This window comes from Burkholderia sp. BCC0044, from assembly GCF_902832955.1.
Taxonomy (GTDB): Bacteria; Pseudomonadota; Gammaproteobacteria; order Burkholderiales; family Burkholderiaceae; genus Burkholderia.
The window spans coordinates 1,427,512-1,440,444 of the sequence record NZ_CADFDO010000002.1 but is presented as its reverse complement, the minus strand read 5'-3'; the positions used below and the strand labels follow the sequence as shown (position 1 = coordinate 1,440,444).

Annotated in this window: 10 protein-coding genes and 1 pseudogene; 8 read left to right on the top strand and 3 right to left on the bottom strand. The window is 67.4% G+C overall.

Translation table 11 applies throughout. The features are described from left to right. The first annotated feature begins 83 nt into the window (after nt 1-83). Together HWX14_RS14920 and HWX14_RS14915 are read left to right on the top strand one after the other, a co-directional pair. A complete protein-coding gene (locus tag HWX14_RS14920; RefSeq protein WP_175883413.1) occupies nt 84-944 on the top strand; it encodes an IclR family transcriptional regulator in 861 nt (286 codons plus the stop codon). A 200-nt stretch (nt 945-1,144) separates the two neighbouring features. Beyond that, nucleotides 1,145-1,339 (top strand): annotated as a pseudogene (locus tag HWX14_RS14915) (LacI family DNA-binding transcriptional regulator); the annotation flags it as partial. Nucleotides 1,340-1,403: 64 nt separating this feature from the next. Here the strand turns inward: HWX14_RS14915 and HWX14_RS14910 are convergent. Next, complete coding sequence (locus HWX14_RS14910) at nt 1,404-2,324, bottom strand: LysR family transcriptional regulator (protein ID WP_175883412.1); 921 nt, start codon at nt 2,322-2,324, stop codon at nt 1,404-1,406. Nucleotides 2,325-2,454: 130 nt separating this feature from the next. Here HWX14_RS14910 and HWX14_RS14905 point away from each other — a divergent pair, with 130 nt between their 5' ends. The 4 genes from HWX14_RS14905 to HWX14_RS14890 all read left to right on the top strand — a co-directional run bounded on the left by HWX14_RS14905 (nt 2,455) and on the right by HWX14_RS14890 (nt 6,647). Then, the gene (locus HWX14_RS14905; protein WP_175883411.1) at nt 2,455-3,405 is read left to right on the top strand and encodes a hydroxymethylglutaryl-CoA lyase; all 951 of its coding nucleotides are present in this window, start codon (nt 2,455-2,457) and stop codon (nt 3,403-3,405) included. Between the two features lie 11 nt (nt 3,406-3,416). After that, entirely contained in the window at nt 3,417-4,568 is a 1,152-nt protein-coding gene (locus HWX14_RS14900; protein WP_175883410.1) for a CaiB/BaiF CoA-transferase family protein, read from the top strand. Then, the gene (locus HWX14_RS14895) at nt 4,565-5,101 is read left to right on the top strand and encodes a gamma carbonic anhydrase family protein (protein ID WP_175883409.1); all 537 of its coding nucleotides are present in this window, start codon (nt 4,565-4,567) and stop codon (nt 5,099-5,101) included. Before HWX14_RS14900 ends, HWX14_RS14895 begins: the two co-directional genes overlap by 4 nt. 106 nt (nt 5,102-5,207) lie before the next feature. Continuing rightward, nucleotides 5,208-6,647, top strand: a complete 1,440-nt coding sequence (locus tag HWX14_RS14890) for an MFS transporter (RefSeq protein WP_175883595.1) — start codon at nt 5,208-5,210, stop codon at nt 6,645-6,647. Nucleotides 6,648-6,693: 46 nt separating this feature from the next. Here the strand turns inward: HWX14_RS14890 and HWX14_RS14885 are convergent, their stop codons facing one another. Both HWX14_RS14885 and HWX14_RS14880 read right to left on the bottom strand, forming a co-directional pair. Beyond that, the gene (locus tag HWX14_RS14885; RefSeq protein WP_175883408.1) at nt 6,694-9,102 is read right to left on the bottom strand and encodes a hypothetical protein; all 2,409 of its coding nucleotides are present in this window, start codon (nt 9,100-9,102) and stop codon (nt 6,694-6,696) included. 38 nt (nt 9,103-9,140) lie between these two features. Then, a complete protein-coding gene (locus HWX14_RS14880; RefSeq protein ID WP_244130228.1) occupies nt 9,141-10,703 on the bottom strand; it encodes a DASS family sodium-coupled anion symporter in 1,563 nt (520 codons plus the stop codon). A gap of 157 nt (nt 10,704-10,860) precedes the next feature. On the opposite strand from HWX14_RS14880, the gene HWX14_RS14875 reads away from it, so the two are divergent. Together HWX14_RS14875 and HWX14_RS14870 are read left to right on the top strand one after the other, a co-directional pair. After that, nucleotides 10,861-11,601, top strand: coding sequence for a GntR family transcriptional regulator (locus HWX14_RS14875; RefSeq protein ID WP_175883407.1), 741 nt, complete (start codon nt 10,861-10,863; stop codon nt 11,599-11,601). 173 nt (nt 11,602-11,774) lie between these two features. After that, nucleotides 11,775-12,860 (top strand): sigma-54 dependent transcriptional regulator, encoded by a 1,086-nt coding sequence (locus HWX14_RS14870; protein ID WP_175883406.1) that lies wholly within the window; start codon nt 11,775-11,777, stop codon nt 12,858-12,860. Nucleotides 12,861-12,933 lie beyond the last annotated feature (73 nt).

Here is a 12,933-nt window from a genome sequence, read left to right as displayed (position 1 = left end):
GCTGGCCGTCGCAGGCGTCCTGATGCGACGCAGGTCGTGACGGCGTGACTCGAATGAGCTGAATTCCAGAGGCAATGTGGCATATGCGCAATCCCGACACGGACCCGGTCGATCCTCCCGACAGCCCGGGGCACAAGAAAAAGACCAGCTATCGCGCGCCGGCGCTCGAGAAAGGCCTCGATATCCTCGAGCTGCTCATCAATCGCCAGTACGGCATGGCGCAGGCGGACATCTGCCGCGCGTTGAAGCGCAGCCGAAGCGAGCTGTACCGGATGATGCAGGTGCTGGAGGAGCGCGGGTACATCTATCGGGTGGATCGCTACGACCGGTACGCGCTGACCATGAAGCTGTACTTTCTCGGGCAGCATCATGCGCCGACCCGATCGCTTGGCGCGCTCGTCACGCCGCTGCTGCAACAGTTCGCGTTGCAGACGGTCCAGTCCTGTTACCTGACGGTATTCGACGGCGACACGATGATCGTCATCGCAACGGCCAGCGCCGAGACGGAATGGAACATCGCGGTCCGCGTCGGGACGCGCATGCCGCTGCACGGCAGCGCGGCGGGCGAGATGTACCTGGCCTTGCAGGACGACGATGTGCGGCTCCGGTTGTCGCGGGCCAACGGGCACGAGGTCGAGTCGCCGAATCCGCCGTTCGGCGACGAAGCGTTGCCGTCCTGTCGGGTCGACGGCGCGCTGTGCCGTCCCAACGAGCGAATTCCCGGCGTCGTCGATATCGCGACACCGCTCGTCGGCAAATCGGGTTCGGCCATCGCGATCCTCGCATGCCCGTACCTCGCACTGTCGGGGGACGCGAACGCACTATCGGTCGAGCAGATCAGCCGGGCGTTGTCCGAAACGGCCCAGCGCATTGCCGCGATAGTGGATCAACGGTTCATGGAATCGGCCGTCGACGTGCCGGCGCGTGATGCGGCATGCACGTAGCGCGGGAGGATTCCGTGCACGTTGCGTTGCAACGACCGCGGTTGGGCCGCGGCCGTCCGGGCGAGCGGGAATTTCAGGGGGCGGGCGTCATTCCGTCCTCGCCTGGTCGGCGGCAATCTGGATTGGATACAGCGGCGTCATTTCTCGCCCGACGTACTTTCTGCGACAATCGTCCGGTATTCCGAATACATTCCACGCATGTGAAAAAAGGCGCGAACGCGACGATCCGCGACGTGGCAATGGCAGCAGAAGTGTCTGTCGCGACCGTATCGAAATATGTCAACGGGACCAAGCGCTTCTCGCCGGAAGTGGAGTTCCGCTTGAAGGAGACCATCGAGAAACTGGGCTACCAGACGAGCCCGCTTGCGCGATCGATGATCCCGATTGGGCGGTCCGGCTGATCCACCGAGCGGCGAACGGCGGCGGCCACCGCTGTGAACCGACTGCGCTGCCGCCCGGTCACATCGGTTCATGCGTCGAGGGCGCCGCCCGGGATACCAGGTGATCGACCATTCGCTGCGCGGCGGGCGGCAGGAATTCGAAATGCTTGAAACAGACGATGAACTGCCGCTCCGCCCACGGATCGACGAGCGGAATCATCTTCACGCCAAACACCGCCTGATAGGTCGTCGCCACTTCGACCGGTACGACGCTGATGCCGAGACCCGCCGCGACGACCCGGAACGCCGCATCGAAATTCGACACGATGACGCGGTACGACAGCACCTTCCCGGCGCGGCCGGCCGCGCGCCGTAACATCGTGTGCACGGCCGTGGACGGCGGCAGCCCCACGTGCGCGTATGCGAGCGTTTGATCGAAATTCAATTGCGCGTGCCGCGCCAGCGGATGGTCGGGGGGAACGGCCAGCGCGAGCCGGTCGCGTCGATAGGGCCGGTACTGCAGCCCCTGCAGATCGACGTTGTCCCAGCACACTCCGACACTCGCCGCCCCTTCGCGCAATTGACGCACGAGCTCGTTCGACAGGCGCTCTTCCACGTCGACGCGGATATTGGCGTTCGCCGCTTCGCTCATGAACGCCGCGATATCGTCGAGCAGGGCTTCCGCGATCGCCGAGGCCGACGCGCAAATGCTCACGCGCCCCTGTAGTCCGCCGCCGAATGCGGCGATGTCGCTGCCGATTCGTTCGAGCGTGAACAACACGGTGCGTGCGTGTTCGAGCAGCGCCATGCCCGCGCTCGTCGGCGCGACCCCGCGTCGCGAACGCGCCAGCAGGGGGGCGCCGAGATCGGTCTCCAGCTGCGCGATGCGCTTGCTGATGGCAGAGGGCTCGATATGGGCCTCTTCTGCCGCACGGGCAATGTTGCGGTGATCGCATACCGAAACGAACAGCCGCAACGTCTTCAAATCGAGGTCCCGCACGATGCGTCTCCGGTGGCATTCCGGTTCGGAACGATGAAGGTTCCGAATCGTCTCTTTACTGAGATATTGGCAAGTCTAAAGTTAGCACAGCGTCGGCGTTTCCATGACCGGCGAAAACACGGAGACACCCATGCCATTGTTCCCGTCGGACGTCGTCATCCGGGAAGTCGGGCTGCGCGACGGTCTGCAGAGCATTCAGCGTATCGTGCCGACGCACGACAAGATCGAATGGATCCGCGACGCGTACGCGGCCGGCCAACGCGAAATCGAAGTCGGTTCGTTCGTGCCCGCCCGATTGCTGCCGCAACTCGCGGACACGGTCGAACTCGTGGCGTTCGCGAAGACGTTGCCGGACCTGTCCGTATCGGTGCTCGTGCCGAACCTGAGAGGCGCGCAGGCCGCGCTCGACGCCGGCGCCGATCTGCTGCTCGTGCCGCTGTCCGCGAGCCGCGCGCACAGCGTCGCGAACCTGCGCAAGACACCGGATGAAGTCGTCACGGAAGTCGCGCGGATTCGCGCCGAGCGTGACGCGTCGGGCGCGAAGACGCTGATCGAAGGCGGTATCGGCACCGCATTCGGCTGCACGCTGCAAGGTCGCGTGGCGCCCGACGACGTCCTGCGCTACATGCAGGCGCTGCTGGACGCCGGTGCCGATTACGTCAGCATTGCCGACACCGTGGGCTATGCCGGCCCGCGCGCGGTGGCCGACCTGTTCGGCAACGCGCGCCAGCGGGTGGGCGAGCGCCTGTGGTGCGGCCATTTCCACGATACGCGCGGCCTCGCGCTCGCCAACGTGTACGCGGCGCTCGAAACGGGCGTCGCCCGCTTCGACACGTCGCTCGCCGGGATCGGCGGCTGCCCGCATGCACCCGGCGCGAGCGGCAATGCCGCGACGGAGGATCTGGCATTCATGCTCGCCGACATGGGCATCGCGACAGGCATCGATCTGCCCGCGCTGCTTGCGCTGCGCGCGAAGATCGCGCGCTGGCTCGACGGCGAAACCCTGCACGGCGCCCTCTGGCGTGCCGGCTTGCCGAACACGTATTCACGTGACGCCAACGGCGTCGCGCTTTCCCTCTGAGGTTTCGCATCATGTCAGTCAATGCAAGGCTTCCGCTCGATGGCGTGCGCGTCGTCGAATTCACGCACATGATCATGGGACCCACGTGCGGGATGATCCTCGCCGACCTCGGCGCCGAAGTGATCAAGGTCGAGCCGCCCGGCGGCGACAAGACGCGTACGCTGCCGGGCCTCGGCGTCGGCTTTTTCCGGTCGTTCAACCGCAACAAGAAAAGCGTCGTCATCGACATCACCACGTCGCAAGGCCGCGAAACCGCGGCCGAGCTGATCGGCTCCTGCGACGTGATGATCGAGAACTTCCGGCCCGGCCTGATGAAGGCTCTCGGGCTGGACCATCACACGTTGTCGGAACGGTATCCGCGTCTGATCAGCGTATCCCACAAGGGCTTTCTGCCGGGCCCGTACGAAAAACGTCTCGCGCTCGACGAAGTCGTGCAGATGATGGGCGGCCTTTCCTACATGACGGGCCCGGTGGGGCGGCCGTTGCGGGCGGGAACGTCCGTCAACGACATCATGGGCGGCATGTTCGGCGCGATCGGCGTCCTTGCAGCCCTGCGCGAGCGCGAAGTCACCGGGCGCGGCCAGGAAGTCCAGAGCGCGCTGTTCGAAAACTGCGTCTTCCTGTCCGCGCAGCACATGCAGCAATACGCGATGACGGGCGAGCCGCCGCCGCCGATGCCCGCGCGGGTGTCGGCGTGGAGCGTCTACGACGTATTCACGCTGGCCGACGGCGAGCAGTTGTTCATCGGCGCCGTGAGCGACAAGCAGTTCGTCACGCTGTGCGACGTGCTCGAGCGTCCGGACCTCGCGGCCGACCCGCGCTTCGCGAACAATGCGATGCGGGTCGCGGTGCGGCCCGAACTGCTCGCCTGCCTCGGCGCGGTGCTGAAAGACCATCGCGCCGACGCGCTGGCGCCGAAGCTCGAAGCGGCCGGCATCCCGTATGCGCCGATCGTGCGGCCGGAACAGTTGCTCGACGACCCGCACCTCAAGGCAAGCGGAGGTCTCGCCCCGATGCAGGCCGACGACGGCAGCATGACCGACGTGGTGCTGCTGCCGATCACGATCGGCGGCCGACGTCCCGGGGTGCGCCACGCGCTCGCGCGGATCGGCGAACACACGCAGGAAGTGCTTTTACGGCTCAAGGGCAAGGTGGTTGCATGAGGCTGTTCGAACTGGATGGCGAGCGGCCGCGCGTGGCGGCGTCCGCGTGGGTGGCGCCGCGCGCGGTGGTGATCGGTCGCACGACGGTCGGCGAGCATGCGAGCGTGTGGTTCAACGCCGTGGTGCGTGCGGATAACGAAGCGATTTCGATCGGGGAACGCAGCAACGTGCAGGACGGCGCGGTGCTGCATACCGATCCGGGTTATCCGCTCGAAATCGGCGCGCATGTCAGCATCGGGCATCAGGCGATGCTGCATGGCTGCACGATCGGGGCCGGGTCGCTCATCGGTATTCAGGCGATCGTGATGAACGGCGCCGTCATCGGCAGACAGTGTCTCGTCGGGGCGGGGGCGGTCGTGACGGAGGGCAAGGTGTTTCCCGACCGGTCGCTGATTCTCGGCTCCCCCGCCAAAGTCGTGCGTGAACTGAGTGACGAGCAGATCGCCGCCATCGCGAAGAATGCCGCGGACTATGCCAAGCGCGCCGCGCATTATCGTCGCGAGCTGGAGGTCGGCGCGCTCTGGCAACTGTAGCGCGGTGCGGGACGCGATGCCGGCTGGCGCACGCCGTCGGCCGCGGCCCGCGAATCGGCCGATGGAACCAGGCCGAAGAAAACGATCATATGGAGACAGAATAGCCATGCAGCAGACCGTTACCGCGGGCGGTCGCCCGCTCGCCGCATCCAGCGTGCCCGTCGGCATTCAGCCGGGCGCGGCCATTTCCGCACGGATGGACCGCTTGCCCGTTACGCGACACCTTTGGGTGCTCGTATTGCTCATCTCGCTCGGCGGCTTTTTCGAAATCTACGATCTGATCTTCACCGGTTACATCGCGCCCGGCATGGCCAAAAGCGGGCTGCTCGCGACGACCACGCATGCGTTCTTCGGATTCACCGGCATGGCGGGGTTCATCGCGGCGACCTTCGCTGGCCTGTTCGTCGGAACGTTCTGTTTCGGCTGGCTGCCGGACCGTTTCGGGCGCCGATCGGTGTTCACGATTTCGCTGCTGTGGTATTCGGTCGGCTCGGCGATCATGGCGTTCCAGACGACGCCCGAAGCGGTCGTACTCTGGCGCTTCATCACGGGCATCGGCGTGGGGGTCGAGATCATCACGATCGACAGCTATGTGACGGAGATCGTGCCGCAACACATGCGCGGACGTGCGATGGCGTTCAACCAGATGGTGATGTTCGCGGCGGCCCCGGTGGCCGCGATCCTGTCGTACTGGCTCGTGCCGACGACGGTCTTCGGTATCGACGGCTGGCGCGTCGTGGTGCTGGCCGGTTCCGCCGGCGCGGTACTGGTGTGGTTCATTCGCCGCTCGGTGCCGGAAAGCCCGCGCTGGCTGGCATCGCACGGCCGTCCCGAGCAGGCCGACGCGATCGTGGGCAGGATCGAGGGGATCGTCTCGCGGCAGGCGGGAGCGCCGCTGTCGCCGCCGCTGCCGATCATCGATCAGCCGCTGCATCGCCGGGCCTCGTTCGCGGAGCTGTTGCGGCCCCCGTATCGGTCGCGATTCGTGATGCTGGTCGTGTTCAATCTGTGCCAGGCGATCGGATATTACGGCTTCGCCAACTGGGTGCCGACACTGCTGATCGGCCAGGGCATCACGGTGACGAAGAGCTTGCTGTATTCGTTCGTCATCGCATTCGCGCTGCCGGTGGGGCCGATGCTGGCGATGCTGTATGCCGATCGGGTTCAGCGCAAATGGTTGATCGTCGGCGGTGCGGTCATGGTGATCGTATGCGGCATCGCGTTTGCCTTCGCGCGCTCCGCCGCGTTGCTGATCGCGCTCGGCGTCCTGATCAGCCTGGCGGGCCAGACCATCTCCGTGTGCTACCACACCTACCAGGCTGAACTCTTTCCGACCGCAATCCGCTGCCGCGCGAACGGGCTCGTGTATTCCGCGAGCCGGGTCGGCGCAATGATGTCCGGCTTCATCATCGCGGCGCTCCTGCGGGATTTCGGTGTGGTCGGCGTGTTTGCGGGCATCACCACGTGCATGCTGGTCGTCGTGCTGTCGATCGGGATTTTCGGGCCGAGCACGAACGGCAAGCGTCTCGAGGAGCTATGCCGCTGAGGCGACCCGGGTTCATCGCCATCACGCATCGGATCCGACCGCGGCTTCACCGAAACGTAATGAACTGCGCGGACGACCACACCTTGCTGTCGTTGCGCTGCCGGCCGAAGAAATACACGGGACGGTATCCGAACGATGCGTTGCGAGGCGCGACGTCGATGCTGCCTGCCAGATCGACGGGCAGCGCCTGGTCCGTCAGACGCTCGACCGCGACGAACAGCTCCGTGCCGCCGAGTGCATGCGTCGCCGTTTCGCGCGCGAGCAACTCCGCGCCGCTGATTTCGAAGCGGAACGCCGGCGCGTGCACGAACGGATTGCGCTGCAGCGGATCGCCGACCTTCGCGAAGCTGTCGATCGTGCCTTCGACCACGATCGTCGCGGCGGCCAGATTGCCGATGTCGAGCTCGATGCTGTCCGCGTCGCCGTAGGTGTCGCTGCGGAACTCGATGTCGGTCGCGCCGGTGCGCCACGCCGATTCCTCGAGATGCTCGAACCCGTTCGACCCGAAGCGATGGATCGTGCCGTTGACGATCCGGATCCGGCCGCGCCACGCGGCCCACCGATAGCGGTCGCGGATGCGCGCGCCGCCCCAGCGCACCCGGACCAGACGCTCCGCATAACCGAGTTCCGCGTGCAGGTTGCGTTCCCACAGCAAGCCGTCGTGATCGTAGGCGGCCACGTATTCCCAGCCCGACTGGCCCAGCAGCCGGTAGTCGAGCCGCGCCGACCCTTCGTGCGCGAATGCGTCGCCTTGCCGGTGATCGCCGCAGCGAACCAGCAGCGCACTGTGCTCGCCGGTGGTCGCCCACGTGTGCCGCGCGCGCAGGGCTTCGCCGACGCGCCGTCGATCGAGCGCGGGCGCGAGCACGCCTGTCAGCCCGCCATGCACGCCGAACACCTGCACGCCGGGTGCGCCGCCGCCGGGCCGGCCGCGATGTTCGTCGCCGCTGGCCGCGACGCCGAGCTGATAGCCGCGGGCGATCACGTCCTGGTACAGCCAGCCGAAATGGCCCCATGACGATGCGATCTCGACGAGCCGTTCGAGTTCCGGATGGTGCCAGTCGGGGATGTAGCGGCGGCCGCCGACGTGCGGCATCACCAGATGTTGCGCGGCATCGTCCGCGTATGCATCCCACAGTTCCTCGACGGGCCAGCGGCCGAGTTCGACCGCATTCCCCTTCATGTCCTCGTTCCAGACCAGCGTCCGGTTGTGCTCGCCACGCGCGTTGTACGGGAAATCCGGTCGCGCGTCGCCGAGGAACACCACGTTGTGGTCGCCGCCCGCGGTCGAGCTGCCGCACCATTCCTGCACCGGATACGCGACGAAGCGCCCCGGCTCGTTGAAGCGTTCGACCGCGTCGACGCCGAGCCGCCAGTTCTCGTCGGTGATCTGGAAATCGTTCGCGGTATAGCCGAGCACGTCGATGCCGCCGATGTCGCGTGCGTAGCGCGCGTTGTACTCGGGGCTGTTGGTGCCGACCGTGTCATGCGCGTGCACATGAAGATCCGCATACAGCGCGCGCGGCACGGGCAGCGACGCATCGACCGTCAGCCACGCTTCGGCCGCGCGCACGTCCGCGCGTGCGGGCACGTCGGCCACGATGCGCAGCGTGCCCGCGTCGACCGGCAGGTCGTCCACCGCACAGGTCGCAAAGCCCGCGTCGGGCAGCGCGTGTTCGCGCCGGTAGACGATCTCGCCGCGGGCGTCATACGCGACGACCCGCGCATGACCGCCGACGTCGCGGCACGCGTTGCCCCAGCGGTCCTGCAGCGACAGCCGGAACGGGGCGCGCGTGCCGGGCCGCACGAAGCGCGGGCCGTTCAGCAGCACGTCGGACGGCGCGCCGGCCCGGATGTCGATCGATACGTCGCCGGGCACCGCGACGAAGCGCGACGTGCCGAGCGGATCGACGTAGAGCCGGAAGCGGAAGTTGTCTTCGGCGAAGGTCTGCACGCGCGTGCCGGGGCCGCGGCGGCGGTCGCCGAGGCGGATCACGATCCGGTCGCCGGCATTCACGTAGCCGTCGACGACGTCGACGATCACGGCCTTCTGGAACGGCCGCTCGTGCCCCTTCTGGTCGAAGCGCACGTTCAGCGCCTGCACGGTGGCCGGGCTTTGGCCCGGCACGAGCGCCGCCGCGTGGTACTCCGCGCTGATGTAGTTCGCGGCGCCCGGGTCGCTCGTCTGGAACAGCGCCCAGTCCGAATAGAACTTGAAGGTCGCCTTCAGCCAGCCGCCGTCGGCGATGCCGGACGAGCCGACTTCGTAGTCGAGCACGATCTCGCTCCACTCGCCGGCTTCGAGGCGCGTGACGTTGCATTGCACGCGTCCGGCGAACGGCAGGCGCTTGTGGCGCTCGTACAGGCCTTGGGGCGCGACGTGCGGGCCCAGGCGGTCGCGCAGCGCGGCGGCGCGCGCATCGACGGTATCGAGGGTGTCGTTGGATTCGTTCATGGAGAATGCGAGGAGATGTCGATGGAAGACCCGGCGCTTCAGTGCGCGAACGGCCAGGGCGCGCTCGCGTCCCAGACGGGAATGCCCATGTACGCGTACCACGGCGCGATCACGCAGAGGCCGTAGACGATCGCGATCAGCACCGCCACCGCGCCGACTTTCGCGTAGTCGGCCGTCGAGAACGCGCCGCTGCTGTACGCGATGACGCCCGCGGTGATCTGCGTGGGCAGCAGATACGCGAAGCTGTCGGTATCGCTGACGAGCATCGTGAACGCGACCGGATGCAGCCCGAGGCGCGGCGCGAGCGCCAGCGCGATCGGCGCGATCATCGTGACGGCGGCGACGTTGGACAGCATGCCGATGCGGATCACGTGCGTGCCGAGCATCACGATCGCGATGGCGAGCCACCAGCCGTGCCCGCGCGCGGCGACGTAGACGTGATCGGCGGCCCAGTTCGCGAGCCCCGACGCACTGATCGCCGACGACAGCGACAACGCACCGGCCAGCAGGAACAGCGTGCCCCAGATCGTCCGCTGTTCGACCTCGGCCCAGCCGAAGCGCAGCACGCCGGGCGCGAACAGCAGCGCCAGCGCGATCAGCGCGACGATTTCCGACGGCAGGCGATGCAGCGGCTCGGTGGCCCACAACACGGCGACGGCCGCGAACAGCGCAAGCACGGCCCAGTCGTTGCGCGCGGCGGGCGGCTGCGCACGACGCATCGCCGCGATCGCGCCGGGGCCGCCGGGAATCGCGACGGCGCGCGAGCGGAAATGGAACTGCACCCACGCCTGCGTGATCGCGAACATCCCGAGGTACGGCCACTGCAGTTTCAGCCACGTCAGGTACGAGATCCGGATGCCGAGCTGCTTCTCCAGCAAGCCGGACACGACCATGTTCGGCAGATGGGCGGTCAGGATGCACATGCCGCTGATCATCGCGCCGTATACGAGCGTCTGGATCACGATCGCCTTGCGCGCGGCGCGCTCGCGCGGCGTCTCGCCGAACAGCCGGACGATGCCGTTCGTGACCGGCAGCAACGTCGCGGCACGGGCGTTCGCGGCCGGCACGACGAGCGCCATCACGCAATTCACCGCGAACATCGCCCAGATCACGCCGTTGGCCGTGCGCACCTTCAGCCGGTCGAGCAGCAGCAGCGCGATGCGGCGGTCGAGCCCGCTCGCCTGCATGATCGCGGAGAACAGGAATGCGGCGAGGCACAGGAACACGACCGGCGCGGCGAAGCCGCTGGCCGCCTTCGGAAACGACGGGCTCGCGTGCGACAGCACGAGCAGCATCGGCAGCAGAATGCCGCTCACGCCGACCGGAATCGCCTCGGTGATCCATACGATCGCGACCCACGCGACCACGGCGAGCGTCGCCTTGCCTTCGGCGGACAGATGTGCGGGCGCAGGCAACCACCATGCGATCGCGAAGAACGCGAGCCACGCGGCGGCGAAGCCGATCGCGGCACGCCACTGCGCGCCGCGCGACCGGCCCGTCGCATGCGGATCGGTGCGCGGCGCCGCTGCCGGTTCGGCTCGTGTCGGCCGGCTGGCCTGCTCGCCGTCGAGCGGCGGCGTGCCGATTGCGTTGTCAGTCACTGATATGCTCCCCGTGCGTCGGGCCCTGAAATGGCCACCCCGACCGTCTGTCGAGATGTCATAATACGTATTAATACAAGTTGAGCGATCCAATTGCTTTTCATATCGATATCGAAGATCGCGCATAGCGCGGGCCGAGCACGGAAAGGAGCGACCGATGACGTTGGTGCGTGAGGACGCGACGTCGCTTTACGAACAGATCGCGACGACGCTGCGCGACGAAATCGAACGCGGCGTGTACGAGCCGAGCGGCAAGCTGCCGTCGGAGGCGCAGTTGAGCGAGCGTTTTCAGGTGAGCCGCGTGACGGTCAGGCTCGCGCTGGATCGGCTGACCGATGCGCGCATCGTCGAGCGCAAGCAGGGCAAGGGGACGTTCGCCGCGAAGCAGCGGCTGCGGCATCGGCTCGACATGCTGCGCGGGCTCCACGATTCGATTGCCGGGCAGGGCGCACGAGCCCGGATGGAACTGCTGCGGATGGAAGCGTGCGACGTACCGCCGGGCTTGCGGCACGCATTCGCCGCCGACGTCACGCGCTGCATCTATCTCGAGCGCCTGCACTGGGTGGACGACGAGCCGATCGCGCTCGCGCAGACCTGCCTGCTGCCCGATGCGTCCTCCTTCACCTTCGAGCAGGCCGAGCGCATGTCGACCTACGAGGTACTGGAAGGCTTGCTCGGCTGGCGCATCACGGATGCCGACATGTCGGTGACGGCCGTGGCCGCGCCGGACGATATCGCGACCCGGCTCAGGACCGGAAAACACGCGCCGCTGCTCGTGTTGCGGCGGACGTCGCGTCTGGCCGACGGCCGTACCTGCGAATCCACCGTGTTCCATATCCGGCCCGAGCGATTCGACCTCGTCGTGCGAAGCGGCGTGGAGGCGAGGTTCGTCGGCTGAGATGACGAAGGCCCGGCCGGGATGACGTCCGGTGTGCCGCACCGGGGATTCGTTATTTGCGCGCAGCAGCGAAGCATCCCAGCAATCGGTATTTCGGGTGCGCCGGAGGTTGACTAAGATCAAACCCTCGGGCGGACGCCAGTATCGTCAACCGGTCCGCCCGCGCCCGGACCATGGACAACCGCACAGATTCCCCTCCGCTCATTTCGCTGCCGGAAAGCGAGCATCGCCCCCTTTCGGTGCGCGCGAAGGCGCTCGTGTTCGCCGATCCCGCGTCGCGTGCCGTGCTGCGCTTCGTCGAGCAGATCGGGCCCAGCGCCGCGCCCGCGCTGATCCTCGGCGAGACGGGCACCGGCAAGGAGCTGGTCGCACGCCATATCCACCATGTCAGCGGCCGCACGGGCGCGTTCATCGCGGTCAACTGCGGCGCGATCAACCCGCAGCTCGCGGAGAGCGAGCTGTTCGGCCACGAGGCCGGCGCATTCACGGGCGCGCAGGGGCGCCGCGCCGGCTATTTCGAGGAAGCGCACGGCGGCACGATCTTTCTCGACGAGATCGGCGATCTCGCGCCGCCGCTGCAGGCGAAGCTGCTGCGCGTGCTGCAGGAGGGCGAGGTGACGCGCGTCGGCGCGACGCGGGCGCGGCCGGTCGACGTGCGCGTCGTCGCGGCTACCAACGTCGATCTCGAACAGGCCGTGCTGGCCGGCAATTTCCGGATGGACCTGTTCTACCGGATCAATCTCGCCCGCGTGCGCCTGCCGCCGCTGCGCGAGCGGCCGCAGGACATCCTGCCGCTCGCCGAGCATTTCCGCGGGCGTTATTGCGCGCAACTGAAGCGGCCGCAGCCGATGCTGTCGGAGGGCACGGTCCAGGCGCTGCACGCGTATCCGTGGCCCGGCAACATCCGCGAGCTGGAAAACGTCATGCATCTGGCGCTGCTCGTGTCGAACGGCAACCTGATCCGCCCGGAGCACCTGAAGTTCTCGGAGGCGCTCGCCGGCTATGCGCGCGCGGACGACGCGGCGGCGCTGCCTCAGGACGAGATCCGCGCGGGCGTGCGCCGGCTGTTTCGCGCGCCCGGCGAAAGCCTGTTGCGCGACATCGAGGAACTGGTCGTGTGCGAGGCGTTCGAGCACTGCCGGTTCAGCCAGGTGCGCACCGCGGCGCTGCTCGGCGTCACGCGCAATACGATGCGCACGTTGCTCGCGCGTTACGGGCTGCTGAACGAGCAACGCCCGGAATCGGCGTTCGACAACTGACGGGCCGGCGGACCGGCGGCCCGCGGTTCGGCTACCCGGCGGCCCGCGGCGCGACCGGCCGGATTCCCGCCGA